The organism is Bacteroidales bacterium MB20-C3-3 (genome assembly GCA_035609245.1).
Lineage (GTDB): Bacteria > Bacteroidota > Bacteroidia > Bacteroidales > UBA932 > Bact-08.
Genome location: CP141202.1, coordinates 291,699 through 314,203, shown reverse-complemented (window position 1 = coordinate 314,203; position 22,505 = coordinate 291,699). Strand labels below are relative to the sequence as shown.

Genomic DNA, 22,505 nt, shown 5'->3' with positions numbered 1-22,505 from the left:
TATGAATAAAGCATTTAAAATTGTTGTTCTGGCAAAACAAGTGCCAGATACGAGAAACGTTGGTAAAAATGCAATGAAAGAGGATGGAACCGTAAACAGAGCGGCTCTTCCTGCAATTTTTAACCCTGAGGATATGAATGCTCTTGAGCAAGCACTAAGGATTAAAGACAAATTCCCAAATAGTAAAGTATACTTACTTACTATGGGTCCTGGTCGTGCTGCAGATATTATCCGTGAGGGCCTTTTCAGAGGTGCTGACGGTGGAATTCTGCTAACAGACAGGAAGTTCGCCGGTGCTGATACATTGGCAACATCTTATGCTCTCTCAATGGCACTGAAAAAAATGCAACCTGATATTATTTTTGCCGGGAGGCAAGCTATAGATGGTGATACAGCCCAGGTGGGTCCTCAGGTTGCTCAAAAATTAGACATTCCTCAAATAACCTATTCTGAGGAGGTTCTGGAAATTAACGACTCCACTATTAAGGTTAAAAGGAGACTCGAAAGAGGTATTGAAATTGTTGAGTCAAATTTACCTGCTGTTATTACTGTTCATGCTACTGCTGCGGATTGCCGTCCCAGAAATGCAAAATCATTAATGAAATTCAAACATGCAAGAACAGCATCTGAGGAGCACGACAATGAACACAATTCATATTTACCCCTTTACACAATGGACTATTTAAAAATTGAGGAGTGGGGTGTCAACGAAATTGGTGGTGATGAAAAAAACTATGGTTTATCAGGCTCCCCTACAAAGGTTAAGAAGATAGAAAACATTGTATTTCACGCAAAAGAGGCAAAGAAATTATCTTCTTCACTGCCAGATATTGATTCACTTATGAAAGAGTTGATAGCCTCACATACTATTGGTTAATAATTAAATTGGTAATATGAACAATATATTAGTATATATAGAAACAGACAACGGAAAGGTATGTGATGTAAGTTTGGAACTTCTGACAAAAGGAAGATCTCTCTCATCTCAACTTGGATGTAAGCTAGAAGCTATGTTAATAGGCCATCAAGTTGAACCTTTGATACCTGAACTCGCAAGCTATGGAGCATCAAAAGTTTACCTGGCAGATGACAAAAGACTTAATAATTATCTAACACTGCCATATTCCGAAATAGCCATCTCTCTTATTAAAAAAGAGAACCCCCAAATTGCTCTTTTTGGAGCAACCAGTATTGGCAGAGATTTAGCACCAAGAGTTTCAAGTGCATTAAACAGTGGATTAACTGCAGATTGCACCTCTCTAGAAATTGGCTCTCACTCTGATAACAAAGCCGGAAAAACGTATGATAATCTTCTTTATCAAATAAGACCTGCATTTGGAGGAAATATTATAGCAACGATCATTAATCCCGATCACAGACCACAAATGGCTACAGTAAGAGAGGGAGTAATGAAAAGCGAACCACTACCCCGCCCTGGTGAGTGTAAAACTCAAAAAGTTGATTTAGATAAAATTCTAAATGACTCCCAATTTGTTGTCAAAATAATTGAAAGACATATTGAAGAGAGAAAAATTGATATTAAATCTTCGTCAATAATCATTGCAGGTGGCTTTGGTGTAGGTTCAAAAGAAAACTTTGAGCTGCTTTTTGATCTTGCTAAGGTTTTGGGTGCAGAAGTTGGTGCATCAAGAGCCGCAGTTGACGCTGGTTTTGCAGACCATGCAAGACAAATCGGTCAGACAGGTGTTACGGTTAGACCTAAATTATATATAGCTATAGGGATTTCTGGTCAAATTCAACATACTGCAGGGATGGATCAGTCAGCAATGATAATTTCCATTAACACAGATCCATTGGCTCCTATTAACCAAATTGCAGACTATACTATTACTGGAGATTTTACAGAGGTTATTCCTAGAATGATAAAAGCATATAAAAACAATAGCAAATAGAGATGGCAAATTTTTATAAAGACAATAAAGATCTTAGATTCCAGTTCGATCATCCTCTTATGAAAAGGATTGTTGCTCTGAAAGAGCAGGATTTTAAGGATTCAGGACAATTTGATTATGCTCCCTGCACAGCAGATGACGCCATCGACTCATACGATAAAGTAATGGAGATCATGGGTGATATTTGCGGCAACATAATCGCACTAAATGCAGAAAATGTTGATAAATCTGGTCCGGTTCATCATGAAGGCAGAGTCTATTATGCATCAGGAACAAAACAAAATCAGGATGTTTTAACTCAGGCTGGAATGTATGGAATGGCACTTCCCAGGGAATTTGGGGGGCTCAATTTTTCAATGGTACCATATGTTATGTCGGCAGAGTTGGTTGCCAGAGCAGATGCTGGATTTGCAAATATTTGGGGATTGCAGGATTGTGCCGAGACCATTAATGAATATGCGTCAGAAGAGATAAAGAAAGAGTTTCTGCCAAGAATTAACTGTGGCGAAACATGCTCTATGGATTTAACAGAACCAGATGCCGGTTCAGACCTTCAGGCTGTTATGCTTAAGGCCTCCTTTAACGAAAGTGAAAACAGGTGGTATTTAAATGGAGTTAAGAGATTTATAACAAACGGAGACGCTGAAATAAAGCTAGTACTGGCCAGATCTGAAGAGGGCACCACAGATGGCAGAGGTCTATCATATTTTGTCTACGATAAAAAGTGGGGAGGCGTAACTGTCAGGAGAATTGAAAATAAGCTTGGAATTAAAGGAAGCCCTACTTGTGAACTTGTATTTAATAATGCTCCTGCAAAACTTGTTGGTGAGAGAAAATTGGGGCTTATTAAGTATGTAATGTCATTAATGAATGGTGCCAGACTTGGGGTGGGTGCTCAATCTGTTGGTATTTCAGAAGCAGCTTATAGAGAAGCATTAAAATATGCTCACGAAAGAGCACAGTTTGGCAAACCGATAATCCAATTTCCAGCTGTATATGAAATGCTGGCAATTATCAAGGCCAAACTGCAGGCATCAAGATCACTTTTGTATGAGACAACCAGATTTGTAGATGTTTATAAATCTTATGGATTTTTAGCTGAAGAGAGAAAATTATCTCCTGAAGAGAGGAATGAGTCAAAAAAATTCCAGAAACTGGCAGATATGTTTACTCCTATGCTTAAATTAATGTCTTCCGAATATTGTAATCAAAATGCATATGATTCTCTTCAAATACATGGCGGCTCTGGTTTTATGAAAGACTACCCTATTGAGAGAATATACAGAGATGCAAGGATAACAACAATATATGAAGGAACATCTCAGCTTCAGGTTGTTGCAGCCCAAAGGTATGTAACCAATGGTTCATATCTAGCTCAGATGAGAGAGTATGAACTTATTCCGGTAAAACCAGAATATGAACCATACAAAAAAGAGGTTATTGAGATGACAGAGCAGTACGCTAAAGCAGTTGAACTACTAAATGGAAAAGATTCTGAATATATTGATTTCCATGCCAGGAGATTAGTTGAAATGGCTTCGCATATTATAATGTCATATCTGCTTTTAATAGACACTCAGAGAGATGAGTCATACTCAGCTTCAATGGAGATCTTTATTGATAAAGCAAAATCTTGGAATAACGAAAGATTTAGCTATGTTAATGATTTTACAGACTATAAATTAGGCTCTTTTTTGTCTGTTAAAGGCGAGACTTCAATAGAGGCTTAAATTTCATTTTCATTTAAGTTAATGCCGGACAATATCTTGTCCGGCATTTTTTAACGGCACTCCTCTGACCCTAAGGATTTATCGATATTAGATTCCATATCAAATTCAATAGTTGAGTGTCCGATCAGAAATTTTTCAAAAATCCCTCTAATTTCATTTTTGATAATATATTGATCAACATTATCTTTTATAATGACATGGAGTGATGAAACATTCTTCTCTCCATCCATAGTCCAAATATGTAAATCAGCAATATCAACAATCCCCTCTATTCCCCTTAACTGTTTTTCAATTAGTGAAATATTAACATTTACCGGAGAGTGCTGAAGCATTATTGAAAGTGTCTCTCTTAGATTTCTGTATACATTGAAAAGAATCCAGATTGCAATTAATATTGAAAGTATCGGATCAATATAAAATATCTCAGTATATTTCATCACGATACTTCCAATTAACACCGCCACCCAACCAAGTACATCTTCCATCATGTGTAATGTCACAGCTCTTTCATTATGAGTACTCCCTTTTCTGAGTTTAAGCACGGCAATACCATTGACAATTATACCTAAAACTGACAGAATCATCATCCCATCCGCATTTGCCTCTTGTGGGTGAAATAATCTGATTAAACTCTCTTTAATCATATATAGAGAGCCAAATAAAAGTATTACAGAAATAAAGACTGAGCCTAAAAGCGAAAAGCGTCTATAACCATAAGTATACTTATCATCTCCACGCTTTTTTGATACTTTTTGTAAATATAAAGCAACTCCAAGGGAGAGTGAGTCTCCAAAATCGTGGATTGCATCAGAAAGAATTGCAACAGAATTTGTTATCAATCCCCCGACAAGTTCAATAACAGCAAATAAAAGATTAAGAATAAATGCAGTTATTATGTTTCTTTCTGAATTATTCTCATTGTTCATCTTATAATAGTAATTAAGTATGTTAAATAATTAACGGATTTTACTACAAATTGTTTTCAAAAATTCATATTAATGAAAATTTCTATCTTTGCATCAATATAATTATTCTATGGAACCTAATCTTACTCTAATAGTTTTTGCTTCAAATCTTCATGATAACAACTCAGTCTCAAAATCCAGAGAGGCTCTCTATAATGATTTTAAAAAGAGATACGCTCTAAAAATTGTCAGTGCTCAAGAGTACGAACCAATCAAAGGGCAGGAAGAGTTTGCTATTGCTTTTATTGCAACAGGAGGAACAGAACAAATTTTTTTAAACAATTGGCAAAAAATTTCACGGCCACTTGTTATTTTAAGCGATTCGTTTCACAACTCTCTGGCTGCATCATTGGAGATATCTAGCTGGCTTAATTTCAGGAATATAAAGCATAAGCATTTAAATTTTCCTATTAGCCCGTCTGAAATTTATATGAAAGAATTACATATTGAAATCTCATCTCTATATAATATCCACAGAGCTTTTAAAGAGATTTCAAATACAAAAATAGGCCTTATTGGGGATGCCTCTCCGTGGCTTATTGCTTCAGATGTTGATAAGTATTCACTATCTTCAAGACTAGGAGTTAAGTTTATTGACATACCTATCTCTTCTCTTGAAGAGAGATATCAGAATATTTCATCATACAATGGTAAGTACACCTTAAATTCAGATGAATCTTTGAAACTAATTGATGATCTTTCCAAACTGGCTACAGAAGACAGAACTCAAGAAGATATAGTTGATGCGGTTAAATTATACAATGTAATTAAACAAATAATTCAGGACAATGAAATTAACTCACTTTCAATAAAGTGTTTTGATATTATTGGTACATGTAAAACAACAGCATGTTTAGCTTTATCATTATTAAATGACAATGGGTTGGTTTCCGGTTGCGAAGGAGACATTCCAACATTATGGTCTATGATAATTGCCAGGTCGCTTCTAAATAAACCTGTGTTCATGGCTAATCCATCCTCAATTGATAAAAATGAAAACACTGTTGATTTTGCGCATTGTACATCACCGGTATCTTTTGCAAAAAGTTATACTCTTCCATCGCATTATGAATCTGGCATTGGGATTGGGGTTGCTGCTATTCTTTCAGAAGGTGAATACACCCTATTTAAGTTAGGCGGAGAGAGCCTTGATCAAATGTTCTGCGCAAGTGGAAAAATTATTGCCAATACTTCCGTAAAAGAGAGATGCAGAACCCAAGTTAAATTTTTGTTTGATACACAATCAGAACTGAACTCTTTCTTAACATCTCACCTTGGTAATCATGTGGTATTATTACCAGGAAACCACAAAAAGGATCTTCAAGCTTTTTTTGAATTATATTGAAATATATTTCTAAAATGAAAAAACAATATTTTTTAGTTTTAATATCTTTTATATTTTTCTCTCCATTGTATCTCAACGGACAACAAATTATAGTGAGAGATCAAAGAGTTACTGATTGTTTGTCACTTGTAAAATCAGAGAATATTACCAAAACAATAGAAGATTTGGTATCTTTCTACACAAGACACAATCTAAGCACTCAAAATGAGCCCAAAACAGGTATTGGAGCAGCTTCACTGTACATTAAGATGAAACTTGATGATTTTGCAAAGAATTCTAATCATATGAGTGTGCAGAGTGTTATCTACCCTGCAGGTGGCAAAGGTTCCAGACTACATCGTGAAGTAAAACTGATGAATATTGTTGCCAATTTCAAAGGTGATAATCCTTCAGATAACAGAGAAATAATCCTATTGGCTCACTTTGACAGCAGATCTTATGATAACAACGATTCTCTGGCCTTTGCACCAGGAGCTAACGATAATGGTAGTGGAGTTGCAGCCCTGATGGAGATTGCCAGAATCTTATCTGTCAAACCACTTCCTATCTCTGTTAAGTTGGTTTTCCTATCCGGAGAGGAGCATGGATTACTTGGAGCTACCCATATGGCAAAAATGGCAAAAAAAGAATCTTGGAATATTGTTACCGTAATTAATAATGATATGATTGGTAACTCTCGATCAAGCGGAACAGAAATTTCAGGAAATACTCAATTAAGAGTTTTTTCGGAAAATATTCCCTACACAGAAAATGATCAAAAAAGAAGAATAAGAGAGTTTAATTCAGGAGAGAATGATAGTGAGTCTCGACAGATTGCACGATATATCAAAGAGGTTTCAGAAAGATATGTTGACAATCTATTCATCAAACTTATTTATAGAAATGACAGATTCGGAAGAGGTGGCGACCATACCCCTTTTAACAAAGAGGGTTTCCCTTCAGTAAGGTTGTGTGAATATTATGAAAATTATAACAGAACACACCAGATTCCGGAAACAAAAGATGGAATTGAGTATGGTGATTTGATAAAAGGAGTCGATATTGAATATGTAAGAAAAAATACGCAAGCAAATTTATCAACAATATTAAATCTTGCTTTTGCTCCGGATGTTCCAAAAAATGTAAAGATTGATATCTCCGGACTCTCATCATCTACATATCTTACCTGGGAGGCCCCAAAATCAGGAACTGCCCCTGCAGGGTATTATGTGTTGATTAGAGAGACTGATAAATCAATGTGGGAGAAAAAGATATTAATTACAGGGAATTCAGTTGAATTACCATTTAGTAAGGATAATCATCTCTTCTCTGTTCAAAGTGTGAGCAAAGAGGGAAACGAAAGTCTTCCTGTACTTGCGTTAGGTGGCTCAAGATAAGTATAATATGAAGATATCAATTTGGGGCACAGGCAATGCAGGGTTTAGAATTGCTATCGCATTAAAAGGAGCTGGATTTGAGATCCCATTTGTAGTTAACAGGTCTCTTCAATCTGCGAAACAACTATCTTCAATATTAAATAAGCCTGAATACAACCATTTCAATCTGCCCGACACACACCCTTCAGTTAATTATGATAAAATGGAGGGCAGCGATATAATAATTGTTGCAATATCTGATGATGCTTTGGAAACTGTTCTGCCAAATCTGTTAAATATTCAATCAGTTAAGTCAGGGTATTCAACTGTATGTCATATCAGTGGAGCTACATCTGTTGATGTTTTGAATCAATTTAAATCACATGGTGTATTTTATCCATTAATGTCTTTTAGTAAAAATAAACCAGTTGATATGAGTATTGTCCCTTTTTTACTAGAATCATCAGATTCTGCTGCTTTTGAAAAGTTGTCTACTCTCTGTAAAAAATTGGGATCAGAGTACTCTGTAATTGACTCATCTGAAAGATTAAGGATGCATGTGTCGGCTGTCTTCGTCAGTAATTTTATTAATTATCTGGCCTCTTTATCTTATGACATTGCAACTCCTCACCATGTTTACTTATTGCCACTTGCGATAGAAACAATAAGGAAGGCGTTTCTTTACGGAAATCCCAAAATGGTACAGACTGGACCTGCTGCACGAGGCGACTTAAAAACGATCAGTAAGCATTTTGAAATTTTAAATGATACTAAGGAGCACTTAGCGGTTTATAAACTACTATCCAATTTTATACTTGATCAAAATAAACAGATTAATAATAATGGCTAATTTTAAGGCTAAATTACATAAAATCAAAGCATTTGCCTTTGATGTTGATGGCGTATTTACTGATGGTCAGGTTTTAGCGACAGAAACCGGTGATCTTCTTCGATCACACAATGCTAAAGATGGGTATGCAGTAAGAGTTGCTATTCTAAAAAAATTCCCCGTAGCAATTATAACTGGCGGTTCCTCAGAATCAATTGCACTTAGATTTATGCAAATTGGTGTGCCCAGGGAGGATATATATTTAAAGTCCATTTTTAAAATGCCCGATTTCGAACATTTCATAAATAAATACAAGTTATCGCCAGATGAGGTGCTTTATATGGGAGACGACATACCTGATATCGGAATTCTTAAAGCATGCGGGATTGCAGCCTGCCCTTCTGACGCTGTGAACGAAGTAAAAGATGTTTGCCATTATATTTCAATTCAAGGTGGTGGTAAAGGCTGTGCAAGAGATGTCATTGAGCAGACACTAAAGGTACATGGTTTGTGGGCTGACTCTCCTGAAGCATATTCAGGATGAGAAATTTAGTTCATATGATGACCGATCGCATCCTAATTGTTGCATCCGCATCTCCCAGAAGACATCAGCTGATTGCTGGTCTTGATATTCCTTACAATGTTGAGATATCTGGTCATACTGAAGAAGTTTATGATACTTCTGTTAATATTAATAGCGTCCCTCTCTATCTTGCTAAAATGAAATCATTTTATTTTGGCAGAGAACTTAAAGAAGAAGAGATCCTTCTTACGGCAGACACTCTTGTTATTTGTGAAGGTGAAATACTGGGAAAGCCATCTAACAGAGAGGAGGCTACAAAAATGCTTATGAAACTTTCAGGTAAAGCTCATAATGTAATTACAGGAGTGTATTTAAGAAGCATTAAAGGAGAAAAAGGTTTTTCGGCTTCCACTGTCGTCTATTTTAAAACCCTATCTGAAGAGGAGATAGATTATTATGTGGAACACTATAAACCTTATGATAAGGCTGGTGCATACGGAGCCCAGGAGTGGATAGGATATATTGCTATTGAGAAAATTGAGGGTTCCTACTTTAATGTGATGGGGTTGCCTGTCCAGAAATTATATAATGAGCTTCAGATTTTTATTGATCAGGGATACTAATGTTATCTCCAAGTGAAAAAATATCACCCTTTACATTTAATGCTCCCCTGTCAGTTAAATCACTTAGTATCTCAATATATAGTCTGCTGTCATCATCAATTTCCAAAGAAATTTCTGCAATACTCTTAGGCCCTCCTTCCAGTATTTCAAATATTTTTTCTTCAATAGAGTAATAGTAGTTAGAATTATCTCTTTTTCTTCCGGCACTAAGACAATAATCGCATCTTCCACAATCTGTATTAATAATCTCACCAAAATACTCTAACAAAATCTTCTCTCTGCAGGAGGTATTACACTGGAAATATGAGATGACGCTTTCAATTTTTGATTCCATACTACTTTTCATCTCAAGATAACGAGTATTGTCAATTCTGAAATTCTTTTCATCTAGTCTCTCCTCCTTTAATATTAAAAGAGGAGACCTTACAGCCGGATGATATGAAATAACTCCCATTCTGGACAGCCTCATTAAACTTGATGAAATCGCTGCTTTACTGTTTCTGGTAACTTTAGCAATATGCTCTTCATCAATTGCAACAGGGAGGGAGAAGAGTCCGGAATACAATCTAAGTAATGTTTTAATAAAGGCATCAAGTGAAGAGTTCTGAAGCTGAACATTATAAAGTTCGTCTCGTCCAATGATAAACCTGACTTTGGATGGGTTATCCAACTCATCAGTTAATTCTATATAACCCTCCTTTTCAATATATTTTAATGCATGATATGCTGGTACAGGGTGAAGAGAGAGATTTGAGCAAAAGTCTTTAAGACTAAAATTTATTACCTTCCCCTTCCCAGCTCCAAAAGCAATGCCCAGATATACAAATAGTTTTTGATAGACAGTGCTGATAAAAACTTCATCAGGGAAAGTAGTTGATAATATTCTTCTAAGCCTGCCAGAGTCTTGTTTATTCCATAACAATACTGCGTATGACTTAATACCATCTCTACCTGCTCTTCCAGCCTCCTGGTAATATGCTTCAATCGATTCTGGAGGGTCAAGATGACAAACAAAACGAACATCAGCTTTGTCAATCCCCATTCCAAAAGCGTTTGTGGCAACTATTATCCGGAGTTCTCCGTTTTTCCACTCATCTTGTCTTTGTGCTCTTGATGCAGAAGGCATTGCCGCATTATATGCTTCTGCAGATATCCCATGAGCTTTTAAAAAATCAGAGACTTCAAATGTTTTCCGTCGCTCTCTGACATATATTATCCCAGATCCGTTAACATTTCTTGCAATTTTGAGCAGTTGGCTGTACTTGTCTTCATCCTCCCTGCACACATAAGATAAATTATCTCTTGAAAAACTAGAGCGCAATATGTTTGGTGAAGTCATTCCAAGATTTTTTGAAATCTCCTCCACAACTACTGAAGTTGCTGTTGCTGTAACTGCTATAGTTGCAATTGGGGCTATTATATTCTTTATCTCTTTAATTTTCAGATAGTCCGGTCTGAAATCATGTCCCCATTGTGAAATACAATGTGCCTCATCAATAACCAGAAAATTAACTTTCATTTTTGATGCCCTTGCCCTGAATAAGTCGCTATTGAGTCTCTCCGGGGAGAGATATAGAAATTTGTACTCACCCAATATAGCATTATCAAGTAGCGCATCAATTTCATCATAACTTAATCCAGAATGGATTGCAATGACAGGAATTCCCTTTGCTCTTAAATTTTCTGCCTGATCTTTAATAAGGGCAATCAATGGAGTTACAACTAATGCAATTCCATCTGTCAATAAAGCCGGAATTTGGAATGTAAGCGACTTTCCTCCCCCGGTGGGCATCAATGCAATTGTATCCTTTCCGGAAAGCGCAGAGTTAATAATCTCTTCCTGGTTTTTCCTGAAAGATGTGTAACCCCAGTAACGCTCAAGTATCTCCAATGATTTTGACATTCTTGAACTTTGTAGAAATAATTCATTAAATTTGTTTCAATATACAAAACTTAAATAAAACTAACTAAACTAAACATGATTACTTCTGATTTATTAAAGTACGGCATTACCAATGTTGGTAAGGTTATGTACAATCCCACCTATGAGGAGATGTTCAAGGCAGAGATGGATGAAAGAAATGAAGGTTACGATAAAGGTATACTAACAGATACAGGTTCGGTGGCTGTTATGACCGGAGTTTTTACCGGACGCTCTCCTAAGGACAAATATATAGTTAAAGATGAAATAACCGAAAATACAATCTGGTGGGATGGTACAATTAATAAACCAATTACTAAGGATGTATGGAATGATTGTAAGGAAATTGCTCAAAATCAGCTTTCAAATAAGGATGTTCTTTATGTAGTTGATGCCTTTTGCGGAACCAATGAAGATACCAGAATGAAGGTCCGCTTCATAATGGAGGTAGCATGGCAAGCGCATTTCGTAACAAATATGTTCATAAGGCCATCTAACTATGAGTTAAATAATTACGGAGAACCAGATTTTGTTTTTATTAATGCTTCAAAAGCAACAAACCCTAAATGGAAAGAGCACAACTTACATTCAGATGTATTTGTGTTGTTTAATCTGACAGAAAGAATATCTGTTTGCGGAGGCACCTGGTATGGGGGAGAGATGAAGAAGGGTATTTTTTCAATGATGAATTATTATCTTCCTCTTAAGGGGATTGCATCTATGCACTGCTCTGCAAATGTTGGTAAAGAAGGAGATGTCGCAATATTTTTTGGTCTTTCAGGAACTGGAAAAACTACTTTATCGGCAGATCCAAAAAGATACCTCATTGGTGACGACGAACATGGCTGGGACAATCATGGAGTATTTAACCTTGAAGGAGGTTGTTATGCCAAAACCATTAATTTAAGCAAAGAGAATGAGCCTGATATATGGCAGGCAATTAAAAGAGATGCTCTATTAGAAAATGTTACCGTAAGAGAAGATGGCAGTATTGATTTTAACGATTCCTCTGTTACAGAGAATACACGAGTCTCCTACCCTATATATCATATTAATAAGATTGTATTACCCTCTAAAGCAGGCCATCCAAAGAAAATTATATACCTCTCTGCCGATGCTTTTGGTGTTCTGCCTCCTGTATCAATATTAGACAGAAATCAGGCTCAATATCACTTTCTATGTGGTTACACATCAAAACTTGCAGGTACTGAGAGAGGTATAACTGAGCCTTTACCATCTTTTTCGCCTGCTTTTGGTGAAGCTTTTTTAACTCTTCACCCAACAGTCTACGCAAACACTCTAGCCAGGAAAATGGACGAACATGGAGCGAAAGCTTATCTTGTTAACACAGGTTGGAACGGAACAGGAAAAAGAATTTCCATTAAAGATACAAGGGCTATTATTGATGCAATACTTGACGGAACAATTGAAAATTCTGAAAAAAAGCATATTCCAATTCTTAATCTGACTATTCCTGCTAAACTGCATGATGTTTCAGATGGTATACTTGATCCCAGAGATACATATTCAAAACCTGAGATATGGGAAGATAAGGCTAAATCTTTAGCATTAAAGTATATTAAGAATTTTGATCAATATTGCGATAACGATGCCGCAAAAGCTCTTATCTCTTCAGGTCCACAATTATAAATATGAAAAGGATTAACTATATCATGTTAGTAATTTCTACTTTGCTGCTTTCGTCTGCTAGTGGATACTCTTCTCAAAGATATTTCCATATAAGGATGAATACAAACAAAGGGGAGATTATTCTTCTATTGTATAATCAAACTCCTCTCCACCGTGATAATTTTGTTAAACTCTCAAAGGAGGGATACTTTAATGGTGTGTTATTCCACAGAGTTATAAACGACTTTATGATTCAATCTGGAGATCCTGACTCAAGAGAGAGAGAACCTGGAAAACTATACGGGGATGGTGGTCCGGATAAGGGTATCCCTGCAGAGTTTGTTCCTGAACTTTTTCACAAAAGAGGATCTCTTGCTGCAGCCAGAGAGGGTGATATTACAAACCCCAACAGAGAATCTTCAGGATCACAATTTTATATTGTTGAGGGGAAAATTCATGATGAGGAGTCACTTATATCAGCAGAAAAGAAGTTAAATAACAGAAACGAAGCTATAGGTAAGAAGTCTTCTTATAGATTTCCTGAACATATTCGTGAATACTATAAGAAACACGGCGGAACTCCTCATTTAGACACTCAGTATACTGTCTTTGGCGAGGTGATTTCCGGCATGGATGTAGTTTTCAAGATCTCTGAGTCAAAAACAGATTCTAACGACAGGCCTCTTGAGGATGTTTATATAATTTCAACGCAAGTATATAAGAAACGATTAAAAAAATGAGACTTTATGAACAGGTATATTTGTTTATTAATTTTTGCATTTATGATAGCAGGTTGCAATAATAACGATGAAAAAGTTTTAAAGGATATATTAAGCAGTACAGAGAGTAGCATACATCCACTCTACATTCAATCATCAAATGCTTACTGGAATGGTACAATCTCTGGAGACTCTGACGAATTTGCAAAGTACTCAGAAGCAAATATTGCAATGTCCAGGATCTATTCTAATACTGAAGTATTTGAAAAACTAAAAGCCATTAAAGAAAGAGGCAATATTACTGACCCTTTATTAAAGAGACAATTAGATGTTGTTTATAACTCCTTTTTGTCAAATCAGGCTGATAGTTCGTTACTTGAACAAATAATCAGCAAATCCACTTCTCTTGAACAAAAATATGCTGAGTTCAGGGCTAATTTCAGAGGGAAACCAATTTCTGATAATGAAGTTGAGTCTATCTTGCAGAATTCTACTGAAAATAATGACTTGGAAGAGGTATGGAAAGCTCACAAAGAAATTGGAACTTTTGTTGCAAATGATGTATTGGAAATTATCAAATTAAGAAATAAACTCGCTTACTCTCTTGGATATGATAATTTTCATACCATGTCACTTGAACTTTCAGGGCAAAATCCGGAGGAGATATCAGCTCTTTTTGACGAATTGGATTCTCTTACCAAAGATGAATTTGAAAGATTAAAAAGAGAAATGGATATTGCCTTTTCAAAAAGATACGGAATCTCTGAAAATGAGTTAATGCCATGGCACTTTCAAGGCAGATATTTTCAAGAGTCGCCAAAACTGTATCCGGTTGATCTTGACAAATTCTATAAAGGTAAGAATCTTGAGAAACTTACTGAAGAGTTTTATTCAGGTATAGGACTGAATGTCTCTTCAATAATGAAGAGTAGCGACCTTTATGAAAAACCCCTAAAGAATCAACATGCATATTGCATTGATATCAATGCAAATGGAGATGTAAGAGTATTGGCAAATATATCTGACAACGAATCATGGATGGGTACTATGCTTCACGAGTTTGGACACGCGGTGTATGCATTAGGGCATGATGATCCATCAAATCCTTTTTTCCTAAGGAATGCTGCACATACATTCACTACAGAAGCTATAGCTATGATATTCGGCAGATTATCTAGAAACCCAGAGTGGATGAGATTGAGTTTGGGCCTTACAGACATTGAGAAAAGTGAAATAGAGGAGGATTGTTATAAATCTCTAAAACTTCAACAACTTGTTTTCAGCAGATGGGTGCAAGTAGTTTACAGATTTGAAAAAGAGATGTATTCTAATCCTGAACAAGACTTAAATGCCTTATGGTGGAATCTTGCTGAGAAATATCAGATGTTAAAGAAACCTCATAACAGAGATATGCCAGACTGGGCTACAAAAATTCATATAGCACTATACCCTTGTTATTATCATAATTATCAACTTGGAGAACTACTGGCTTCTCAAATACATTACTATATAGTCGATAATATAACAAAGTCCGGCGATTATAAAAACGAATGCTATATTGGCAATCCAGCAATTGGGAAGTGGATGAGTGATAACATATTCAAGATAGGAATGAAACTTGAATGGAATGAAATGATAGAAAAAGCAACCGGTGAGAAACTAACTGCCAAATACTATGCTAAACAGTTTGTGGAGTAATTCAGCTTCTTTAAAATTGATATAATTTTGAAGCACTTCCTCTTGGAAGGCATTCAAGTAATAAATCAACTCCAGGGATGGCTCCTACTTCAAGAAGAGCCATCCCTGCTGTTTCAATCGCTCGAGCCGGAGTATTATTATTAGCACTCAAATGACATAAAAGAAGAGACTTAATTTCACGATGATAAAATTCCTTAATTGCATTTGCAGTTTCATCATTACTTAGATGACCTTTACCGTTACTGATTCTGTCAATAAGAGACTTTGGGTAGGGACCCTCTTCTAACATGGTTCTGTCGTAATTTGATTCAAATATCAAATGATTGGATATTGATGCATATTTTATTAGGCTTGAATTAACTCTGCCTACATCTGTAGCTACAACAATCTTAACTCCGGACATATTTATAAAATATCCATAATTATCTGTTCCATCGTGAGGGACTTGAAAAGGAGTAATTGATACATCATTGAAACAAAATTCTTTTTCAGATTCAATATATACTCTTGATGAGGTCAATTTTCCTCGAGTTGCAAAATGATTAGACAATGCATTATGTAACGATTCAGTCGCATAAACAGGTTTACTAAACTTCTCTGCGAAAGTCCCTAAATGTTTAATATGATCTATGTGATCGTGAGTTACTAATACAAAATCTATATCTTCAAGCTTCATATTATACTCTGCAAGGCGCTTTCTGGCTGTTCTTAAACCTATCCCAAAATCTATTACAAAGCTTACAACTCCATTAGAAAAAAAATAACAATTTCCACTGCTTCCACTAGCAAGGGAGATGAATTTGACATTTTTCTTTTCTGAATAATCAATTAACATAAGAATGGTTTAAGATCGTTCATCAGATCATTTTCCTGGATTATATGAGCTGTCTTAATTCCAAATTCAGAGGCTGCTTCAAGATTAGTAATGGAATCATCAACAAAAAGAGACTCTTCGGGGTTAATTCCAGCGTCTTCCAGGAGCATTGAAAATATTTTAGGATCTGGTTTAGCACACTTCATTTCAAATGAGAGGTACATTTTTTCAAAATAATCACTCATCTCTTGACCTCCTAGAAGAAACATTGGCTTCACAGTCTCAACTGCAATAGGGTTTGTATTACTCAGAAGGAATATTCTATAGTTTTTAGAGTAATTTTGAAGAGCTTTCAACTTATTTAGTGGTAACTCCGGTAAAAAAGCAGCCATAGCCTTATCAATTTCGATATCGGAAGCAAAAGTTTCCATGTTTTCTCTTACCTTATCTCTGAATTCTTCTGTTGAAATAAGACCCTTCTCATAATCCATAAAGAATCCCTCTTGGAAATACTCATTTATAATTCTGCCAAAATCCGGGTGTCCTATCTCAGCAAAAGCTTTTATGCATAGGTCTTTATCAAGCCTAACCAATACACCTCCCAGATCAAATATTATGTTTTTTATCATTCAATTTTTTTGTAAATATCGTCTATTAATCTTCAACAGAAAAATCATAAGGATATCTGTATATACCAAAATCAGTAATGATTGCACTTATCAAAGCAGAGTCAGTAACATCAAAAGCTGGATTATAAACTTTTATGTTTTTAGGCGCCATTCTCTCTTTATACCATAAATCGGTTATCTCCCTCCCATCTCTATTTTCTATCTGTATTAAGTTCCCATTTTCTGTTTTATTATCTATAGTGCTCCTGGGACCTAATACATAAAACGGCACTTTGTAGAAATTTGCAAGAACAGCCAAAGAATTTGTTCCGATTTTATTAGCCGTATCTCCATTTAATGCTATTCTGTCGCAACCCGATAAAATTGCGTTTATCTCGCCATTTTTCAACAAAGTAGCAACCATATTGTCACAGATCAGTGTTACATCAATATTAGACTTTGACAATTCAAAAGCAGTTAGTCTTGATCCTTGCAACAAAGGTCTTGTCTCTGTAACATAAACAGAAAATGAATATCCCATCTCGTTTCCCATATATATCGGGGCCAGCGCTGTTCCATATCTTGCTGTTGCTAAATGACCCGCATTACATATAGTAAGAAGTTTATCTCCTGGTTTAAGCAATGATAGTCCGTTTTTTGCTATTTCAAGAGACATGCTTATATCTTCAGCTTTAATATTGTTAGCCTCTTCAGCCAATCTTACTTTACTCTTTTCCAGATTAAAATAATCTGGGTTAAACTCTGAAATAAAACAGCTGAGCATTCTTTCAGCTGCCCACTTAGTATTAAATGCTGTAGGCCTTAAAGAGACAAAGGAGTGTGATATTTTTTTCAGGAAAAGCAAGGCCTCTGAAAATGAATTCATTGTGCATGATCTGAATAGCATAGCAATCCCCGCTGCTGTAATTACACCTAAAGCGGGAGCACCCCTGACCTTCAGAGAGTTAATAGCATCTGCCAATCCCTCGTAACAACTGATGTAGATAAATTCTTCTTTAATTGGAAGTTTAGTTTGATCAATAATCTTGATATAACTGCAATCAACAGGAAATTCTACAGAATCGTAACCTAATGGTATACTATTCATTTTTCAGAAATTTGCCCCTAAGCTCATTGAGCTGAGTCATCTGTTTATATGTAAAGTGACGAGGTGTTGCCCCTCTGGATTCCATTATGTGGGAAATTTTGCAATGTGCCTCTACCACCTCTGTTCTCCAGTAGGCCTCCTCAATATTCCTACCCCAGGAAAGAAGACCATGATTCTGAAGAACAAGTACATTTCTTCCCTTTGAAAGAGTTTCAACTTGTTCAAGCAACTCGGCAGACCCCGGGGTATTGTAAGGTGCTAAAGTTAATTGCCCCATCCAAATAACAGATTCGGCACTCATTGGAATTGCCGGAACTGAATCACTGAAAGCATAGGAAGAGGTGTAAGGAGGATGCGAGTGAACTATACCACCTGTTTCCGGATTATTTCTATATATAGCCAAATGAGTAAATAACTCTGTAGATGGTTTTTTACTCCCATAAATTGTATTTCCTTTTGAGTCGACTATTACAAAATCAGTCTCGTTTAATCCACTCTTTGAGTGCATTGATGGAGTAATCATAAACAGGTCTTCGTCTAATCTGATGGAGAGGTTACCCCCATTACCCTCGACAAAAGATTTCTGCCACAGAATCTCTGAGTAGTATGACAAGGCAAATGCTTGATCATAATATAATTTTGGTATTGGTCTGGATTCTGTCATAATTTTAATAATTATAATTTAGCAATCATTAATTTAAATAATTGGGTCATTTTTCCGGAAGCTTCATTTGCAGCTTTAACAACATCCTCTCCGTCATTTACAAAATCATCTTCAAAAGAGTGAGCTTCGTTAGTAATAACAGACATGCCAAATACAGGAATAGAAGAATGTCTTGCAACAATTACTTCAGGAACTGTTGACATGCCTACGGCATCTGCTCCGGCTTTACCAAAGAAAGCATATTCTGCAGGCGTTTCATATGTAGGACCAGTTCCTGCAAGATAAACACCTTTTTTTAATTTAATTCCTAAGCTGTTTGCAGTCTCCTCGGCAAGTCTGATTAATTCCGGTTCATAAGGTCTTGTCATATCAGGAAAGCGAGGTCCAAACTCTTCAATGTTCTTCCCAATCAGAGGATTTGGCATAAGATTGATGTGATCTCTGATAATCATTAAATCTCCTACTTTAAAAGCTGGATTAACACCACCTGCGGCGTTTGATACAAACAGGAATGATATCCCAAGTCTCTGCATAACTCTGACAGGCATAGTAACTAAATCCATTCCGTATCCCTCATAATAATGGAATCTGCCCTGCATTGCAATCACATTCTTACCTCCCAGTTGACCGAGTATAAGGTTTCCCTTGTGGCCAATAGCAGTAGATTTTGCAAAATTTGGAATTTCAGAGTAAGGGATTACTATTCTGTTTTCAATTTTTTCAGCTAATTCACCAAGTCCACTGCCAAGAATTATACCAATATTCGGCAAAAAATTATTCGATTTCTGTTTAATATATTCTGATGATTCATCAATTCGCTTCAGTAAGTCCATAGTTATAATAATTTTTTATATAATCTGTTAACATTATTAATTGTCTCAAGTTCACCGGGGACAATTCTATTTTCCATGACAATCTTTCCATCACAAATAACAGTATCAATGCATGAACTGTTCGCAGAGTATATAAGATTTGCGTAAAAATTTATATTGGGAGTAAATGCATAATTATCAATATCTATCAGACTGAAATCAGCTAGCCAACCCTCTTCAATTTTTCCGGTTTTTATACCCAGAGCCTTTCCGCCATTTGTTGTGGATAATTTCATAAGTTCATTAATTGGAAGAGATGTTGGATCATATCTCCAGGCTTTTTGGACAAGCGCAGCTGTTTTCATAGCCTCTAGCATATCAAGATTATTTGAAGATGCACATCCATCAGTACCAATAGTTACATTAATGCCGGCATCTCTCATTTCATTATATCGGAATTTGAAGCCGGATGCAATTTTTAAATTTGAATTAATATTATGCACCACTGTAACACCTTTGTTAGCAAGTATTTCAATATCAGAATCACTGAGCCATAACGAATGGGCAGCTATTACTTCTGGTCCTAAAACACCAAGCTTGTCAAGATATGCTGTCGGAGAAACACCATGTTTCTTTATTGACTCAGAATTTTCCCATTCTGTTTCAGAAAGATGAATATGAAGCAACAGTCCCCTGCTCCTGGCATATTCAGATCCCCAAACAATCATCTCCTCGGATACACTGTATGGTGAATGTATACCAATGGCAAATTTATGGAGGTCACTCCATGTTTTAGATTCTTGAAATAAAGCCTCGCAATCTTCTTTAATTTTTGAAGATTTTGATAAATCTAATAAATCTAAGATTACAAAAGGCTGAACAGATCTTAGCCCAGCCTCTTCAACAGCTTTTATAGCTGCAGGGACACGCCAATACTGATCGTTAAAGGTAGTAGTTCCAGTTTTAACCATCTCAAGACAAGCAAGTTTTGTCCCCCAATAGACTAATTCATCGTCAAGTTTCTGCTCAACAGGCCAAATTTTATCTTCAAGCCACTCTTTTAAATACATATCCTCTCCTATTCCCCTCATGAGAGTCATAGCAGCATGAGTATGCATGTTAATAAATCCAGGTATTATCCATTTACCTTTACCATCAATAGTTTTATCAGCTTGATAAATAATATCACTATCTATTTTGTGAATTTTGTTATCAATAACAAGAATATCTTCCTCTTTCCCCTCGTTTATTGCATTTTTAATCAATAAAGATCTCATATTACTCTGTTTCAATTTATCTTACAATTATACGATAAAAAATAGATTTTAACGGAAAAAAGTACTATTATTGTAAGGAGAAATAACTTAATATTTGATTTTATGAAAAAATATGTTTGTGTCGTTTGTGATTATGTTTACGACCCGGAAAAAGGTGATCCGGATGGAGGTATTTTACCGGGAACTGCTTTTGAAGATATTCCTGAAGATTGGCTTTGTCCGGTTTGTGGTGTAGGCAAAGAGGATTTTGAACCCATTGAAGATTAATTGTCTATTTTTGTCGCAAAAAATGCGATTTATTTGGTTAGATATAAACTCTTCATATTCCCACTCCTCTCTGGCAATCCCCTCTCTTGACGCTCAATTAGAATCCAGTATCAGAGATAAAGCCTTTTGGGATGTTGTATCAGGCACATTATCTGCCAATTACTATGAAATTATTAATAAAGTCATTACTAGAAAGCCAGATGTAATTTTTTCTACATTCTGGCTTTTTAATTCTCACTATAACCTAACTGTTTTAAAAAAACTTAAAGCATTAATCCCTGAAGTAAGGATTATAATAGGCGGTCCTGAATTTCTGGGAGACAACTATCATTTTCTTCTTAATAATCCTGAAATTGAAGCTGTAGTAAGAGGAGATGGTGAGATACTTTACCCAAAATTAGTTAATTCTATAATCAATAATATTCCTGTTTATAAATTAGAAGGGGTTTGTACCTTTTTTGAAGATAATTATTACGACAATAAAAGGGCATTTACAGATTCTGTTTCACACTTAAAAATCCCTGAAGAGTCAATTTATTTTAATTATAGCAAGCCATTTGTGCAGATTGAAACATCTAGAGGTTGTTTTAACACTTGCAACTTCTGTGTCAGCGGGTTAAAAGAGAGGGTTACCTATATTGACTATAACTCTTTAAAAGGGAGGCTGGATAATCTAAAAAAAAGAGGAGTCAGACACATAAGAATTCTGGACAGAACTTTTAATGCACATTCTCAACATGCTTGCGAACTGTTAACAATTATGAAACAATATGAAGGCTCCTTGTCTTTTCATATTGAGGTTCATCCTGCATTCCTCTCAGATTCTTTAAAGAGCTTATTAAAAACAATCCCTGCTGGTCTGATACATGCTGAAGTAGGCATTCAAAGTTTAAATGACAATGTTTTAAAGACATCCGGGAGAAAAGGCTCTTCCATGGGGTCTATTGAAGGCCTCAGGTTTCTAAAATCATTAGGTACTATTGAAATTCACACTGATCTTATTATTGGACTACCCGGATATAATCTCAACGAGCTATTCAATGATTATAAATTTCTTGTTAAAATGGATGTTGATGAGATACAGGTAGAGTTGTTGAAACTACTACCGGGAACTGAGTTCCGTATTAATTACAAAAAATATGGGTTGAAATTCTCTCCAGTTCCTCCATATGAAATCCTTGAATCAGATGTTATGACTTTTGACCAAACAAGAAAAGCTATGACACTTTCAAGATTCTCTGATTTATGGTATAATAATTCTGAGTGGAAATATTTGATTTCGTTATTAATAAATAATCAAAGCGAGTTTCTTGATAATTTTATTGAATACATCTCTAAAATCGACATATCAAATATAAGTTCAGAAAAATGCGGACTTATTCTATACAACTTTATTAAAAAGTTTCTACCGGAATATATTAAAGATATTTCAAATTTATGGTTAAAAAATGGCTACTCTCTTAATAAAGAGCCAGGGAAAATTGCAAACAGATTTGAACGATATTATACGGGTATCTATTTCCCTTTTGAGAAGAGCAATTTTGAGGATTACTCTTATTACTATATTGACAAACAAAATTATACATATTGGTATTCATTTAACAAAAGTTCAAAAAGACTAAAACATTACATTTCTTTATCTAAATCACTAAATATGATTACAGAAAGTAAGATATTTGATTAAAAACATTACTTTATATTATAT

21 protein-coding genes are annotated in these 22,505 nt (G+C 35.5%); 13 read left to right on the top strand and 8 right to left on the bottom strand.

The window, feature by feature from the left end; all coding sequences use genetic code 11:
* Nucleotide 1: 1 nt before the first annotated feature.
* Genes U5907_01350 through U5907_01340 form a run of 3 tightly spaced genes read left to right on the top strand, consistent with a single transcriptional unit; the run spans nt 2 to nt 3,643 of the window.
* A complete protein-coding gene (locus tag U5907_01350) occupies nt 2-877 on the top strand; it encodes an electron transfer flavoprotein subunit beta/FixA family protein (GenBank protein ID WRQ33304.1) in 876 nt (291 codons plus the stop codon).
* A 16-nt stretch (nt 878-893) separates the two neighbouring features.
* A complete protein-coding gene (locus U5907_01345) occupies nt 894-1,913 on the top strand; it encodes an electron transfer flavoprotein subunit alpha/FixB family protein (GenBank protein ID WRQ33303.1) in 1,020 nt (339 codons plus the stop codon).
* Between the two features lie 2 nt (nt 1,914-1,915).
* Nucleotides 1,916-3,643: an acyl-CoA dehydrogenase family protein gene (locus U5907_01340; protein WRQ33302.1), complete on the top strand. Its 1,728-nt coding sequence runs from the start codon at nt 1,916-1,918 to the stop codon at nt 3,641-3,643.
* A 50-nt stretch (nt 3,644-3,693) separates the two neighbouring features.
* Here U5907_01340 and U5907_01335 read toward each other — a convergent pair whose 3' ends face one another.
* The gene (locus U5907_01335) at nt 3,694-4,569 is read right to left on the bottom strand and encodes a cation diffusion facilitator family transporter (GenBank protein ID WRQ33301.1); all 876 of its coding nucleotides are present in this window, start codon (nt 4,567-4,569) and stop codon (nt 3,694-3,696) included.
* 109 nt (nt 4,570-4,678) lie between these two features.
* On the opposite strand from U5907_01335, the gene U5907_01330 reads away from it, so the two are divergent.
* Genes U5907_01330 through U5907_01310 form a run of 5 tightly spaced genes read left to right on the top strand, consistent with a single transcriptional unit; the run spans nt 4,679 to nt 9,283 of the window.
* Entirely contained in the window at nt 4,679-5,953 is a 1,275-nt protein-coding gene (locus U5907_01330; GenBank protein WRQ33300.1) for a hypothetical protein, read from the top strand.
* A 14-nt stretch (nt 5,954-5,967) separates the two neighbouring features.
* A complete protein-coding gene (locus U5907_01325) occupies nt 5,968-7,329 on the top strand; it encodes a M28 family metallopeptidase (GenBank protein WRQ33299.1) in 1,362 nt (453 codons plus the stop codon).
* A gap of 7 nt (nt 7,330-7,336) precedes the next feature.
* Nucleotides 7,337-8,158, top strand: coding sequence for a DUF2520 domain-containing protein (locus tag U5907_01320; GenBank protein ID WRQ33298.1), 822 nt, complete (start codon nt 7,337-7,339; stop codon nt 8,156-8,158).
* Nucleotides 8,151-8,681 carry an HAD hydrolase family protein gene (locus tag U5907_01315; GenBank protein WRQ33297.1) on the top strand — a complete coding sequence of 177 codons (531 nt, stop codon included), beginning with the start codon at nt 8,151-8,153 and terminating at the stop codon, nt 8,679-8,681. The genes U5907_01320 and U5907_01315 overlap by 8 nt, the downstream gene beginning before the upstream one ends.
* A complete protein-coding gene (locus U5907_01310) occupies nt 8,678-9,283 on the top strand; it encodes a Maf family nucleotide pyrophosphatase (GenBank protein WRQ33296.1) in 606 nt (201 codons plus the stop codon). The genes U5907_01315 and U5907_01310 overlap by 4 nt, the downstream gene beginning before the upstream one ends.
* On the opposite strand, the gene U5907_01305 is transcribed toward U5907_01310, so the two are convergent.
* Nucleotides 9,264-11,186 (bottom strand): RecQ family ATP-dependent DNA helicase, encoded by a 1,923-nt coding sequence (locus tag U5907_01305; GenBank protein ID WRQ33295.1) that lies wholly within the window; start codon nt 11,184-11,186, stop codon nt 9,264-9,266. The two genes, U5907_01310 and U5907_01305, sit on opposite strands and share 20 nt — an antisense overlap.
* 75 nt (nt 11,187-11,261) lie before the next feature.
* Here U5907_01305 and pckA point away from each other — a divergent pair, with 75 nt between their 5' ends.
* From pckA to U5907_01290, 3 genes are read left to right on the top strand one after another with little or no spacing between them, the layout of a single operon-like run.
* The gene (pckA, locus tag U5907_01300) at nt 11,262-12,854 is read left to right on the top strand and encodes a phosphoenolpyruvate carboxykinase (ATP) (protein WRQ33294.1); all 1,593 of its coding nucleotides are present in this window, start codon (nt 11,262-11,264) and stop codon (nt 12,852-12,854) included.
* A 2-nt stretch (nt 12,855-12,856) separates the two neighbouring features.
* Nucleotides 12,857-13,573, top strand: a complete 717-nt coding sequence (locus U5907_01295; GenBank protein WRQ33293.1) for a peptidylprolyl isomerase — start codon at nt 12,857-12,859, stop codon at nt 13,571-13,573.
* A 6-nt stretch (nt 13,574-13,579) separates the two neighbouring features.
* Entirely contained in the window at nt 13,580-15,250 is a 1,671-nt protein-coding gene (locus U5907_01290) for a M2 family metallopeptidase (protein ID WRQ33292.1), read from the top strand.
* A 10-nt stretch (nt 15,251-15,260) separates the two neighbouring features.
* Here the strand turns inward: U5907_01290 and U5907_01285 are convergent, their stop codons facing one another.
* The 6 genes from U5907_01285 to U5907_01260 are packed head-to-tail and all read right to left on the bottom strand — an operon-like array spanning nt 15,261 to nt 20,533.
* Nucleotides 15,261-16,085, bottom strand: a complete 825-nt coding sequence (locus U5907_01285) for an MBL fold metallo-hydrolase (GenBank protein ID WRQ33291.1) — start codon at nt 16,083-16,085, stop codon at nt 15,261-15,263.
* Nucleotides 16,079-16,693: an HAD family phosphatase gene (locus tag U5907_01280; protein WRQ33290.1), complete on the bottom strand. Its 615-nt coding sequence runs from the start codon at nt 16,691-16,693 to the stop codon at nt 16,079-16,081. Before U5907_01280 ends, U5907_01285 begins: the two co-directional genes overlap by 7 nt.
* A gap of 25 nt (nt 16,694-16,718) precedes the next feature.
* Nucleotides 16,719-17,780 carry an S-methyl-5-thioribose-1-phosphate isomerase gene (mtnA, locus tag U5907_01275; GenBank protein WRQ33289.1) on the bottom strand — a complete coding sequence of 354 codons (1,062 nt, stop codon included), beginning with the start codon at nt 17,778-17,780 and terminating at the stop codon, nt 16,719-16,721.
* Nucleotides 17,773-18,444, bottom strand: a complete 672-nt coding sequence (locus U5907_01270) for a class II aldolase/adducin family protein (protein ID WRQ33288.1) — start codon at nt 18,442-18,444, stop codon at nt 17,773-17,775. Before U5907_01270 ends, mtnA begins: the two co-directional genes overlap by 8 nt.
* A gap of 11 nt (nt 18,445-18,455) precedes the next feature.
* Complete coding sequence (locus tag U5907_01265; protein ID WRQ33287.1) at nt 18,456-19,277, bottom strand: purine nucleoside phosphorylase I, inosine and guanosine-specific; 822 nt, start codon at nt 19,275-19,277, stop codon at nt 18,456-18,458.
* A 2-nt stretch (nt 19,278-19,279) separates the two neighbouring features.
* The gene (locus U5907_01260) at nt 19,280-20,533 is read right to left on the bottom strand and encodes an amidohydrolase (GenBank protein WRQ33286.1); all 1,254 of its coding nucleotides are present in this window, start codon (nt 20,531-20,533) and stop codon (nt 19,280-19,282) included.
* Between the two features lie 102 nt (nt 20,534-20,635).
* Between U5907_01260 and U5907_01255 the strand changes: the two genes are divergently transcribed.
* Nucleotides 20,636-20,800 (top strand): rubredoxin, encoded by a 165-nt coding sequence (locus U5907_01255; GenBank protein ID WRQ33285.1) that lies wholly within the window; start codon nt 20,636-20,638, stop codon nt 20,798-20,800.
* 22 nt (nt 20,801-20,822) lie between these two features.
* Nucleotides 20,823-22,484, top strand: coding sequence for a radical SAM protein (locus U5907_01250; protein ID WRQ33284.1), 1,662 nt, complete (start codon nt 20,823-20,825; stop codon nt 22,482-22,484).
* The last annotated feature ends 21 nt before the right edge of the window (nt 22,485-22,505 follow it).

Bases quoted from the DNA above. Each gene is read 5' to 3' on its own strand.
- U5907_01350 (WRQ33304.1), top strand. From the start codon at position 2: ATGAATAAAGCATTTAAAATTGTTGTTCTGGCAAAACAAGTGCCAGAT.
- U5907_01345 (WRQ33303.1), top strand. From the start codon at position 894: ATGAACAATATATTAGTATATATAGAAACAGACAACGGAAAGGTATGT.
- U5907_01340 (WRQ33302.1), top strand. From the start codon at position 1,916: ATGGCAAATTTTTATAAAGACAATAAAGATCTTAGATTCCAGTTCGAT.
- U5907_01335 (WRQ33301.1), bottom strand. From the start codon at position 4,569: ATGAACAATGAGAATAATTCAGAAAGAAACATAATAACTGCATTTATT.
- U5907_01330 (WRQ33300.1), top strand. From the start codon at position 4,679: ATGGAACCTAATCTTACTCTAATAGTTTTTGCTTCAAATCTTCATGAT.
- U5907_01325 (WRQ33299.1), top strand. From the start codon at position 5,968: ATGAAAAAACAATATTTTTTAGTTTTAATATCTTTTATATTTTTCTCT.
- U5907_01320 (WRQ33298.1), top strand. From the start codon at position 7,337: ATGAAGATATCAATTTGGGGCACAGGCAATGCAGGGTTTAGAATTGCT.
- U5907_01315 (WRQ33297.1), top strand. From the start codon at position 8,151: ATGGCTAATTTTAAGGCTAAATTACATAAAATCAAAGCATTTGCCTTT.
- U5907_01310 (WRQ33296.1), top strand. From the start codon at position 8,678: ATGAGAAATTTAGTTCATATGATGACCGATCGCATCCTAATTGTTGCA.
- U5907_01305 (WRQ33295.1), bottom strand. From the start codon at position 11,186: ATGTCAAAATCATTGGAGATACTTGAGCGTTACTGGGGTTACACATCT.
- pckA (WRQ33294.1), top strand. From the start codon at position 11,262: ATGATTACTTCTGATTTATTAAAGTACGGCATTACCAATGTTGGTAAG.
- U5907_01295 (WRQ33293.1), top strand. From the start codon at position 12,857: ATGAAAAGGATTAACTATATCATGTTAGTAATTTCTACTTTGCTGCTT.
- U5907_01290 (WRQ33292.1), top strand. From the start codon at position 13,580: ATGAACAGGTATATTTGTTTATTAATTTTTGCATTTATGATAGCAGGT.
- U5907_01285 (WRQ33291.1), bottom strand. From the start codon at position 16,085: ATGTTAATTGATTATTCAGAAAAGAAAAATGTCAAATTCATCTCCCTT.
- U5907_01280 (WRQ33290.1), bottom strand. From the start codon at position 16,693: ATGATAAAAAACATAATATTTGATCTGGGAGGTGTATTGGTTAGGCTT.
- mtnA (WRQ33289.1), bottom strand. From the start codon at position 17,780: ATGAATAGTATACCATTAGGTTACGATTCTGTAGAATTTCCTGTTGAT.
- U5907_01270 (WRQ33288.1), bottom strand. From the start codon at position 18,444: ATGACAGAATCCAGACCAATACCAAAATTATATTATGATCAAGCATTT.
- U5907_01265 (WRQ33287.1), bottom strand. From the start codon at position 19,277: ATGGACTTACTGAAGCGAATTGATGAATCATCAGAATATATTAAACAG.
- U5907_01260 (WRQ33286.1), bottom strand. From the start codon at position 20,533: ATGAGATCTTTATTGATTAAAAATGCAATAAACGAGGGGAAAGAGGAA.
- U5907_01255 (WRQ33285.1), top strand. From the start codon at position 20,636: ATGAAAAAATATGTTTGTGTCGTTTGTGATTATGTTTACGACCCGGAA.
- U5907_01250 (WRQ33284.1), top strand. From the start codon at position 20,823: ATGCGATTTATTTGGTTAGATATAAACTCTTCATATTCCCACTCCTCT.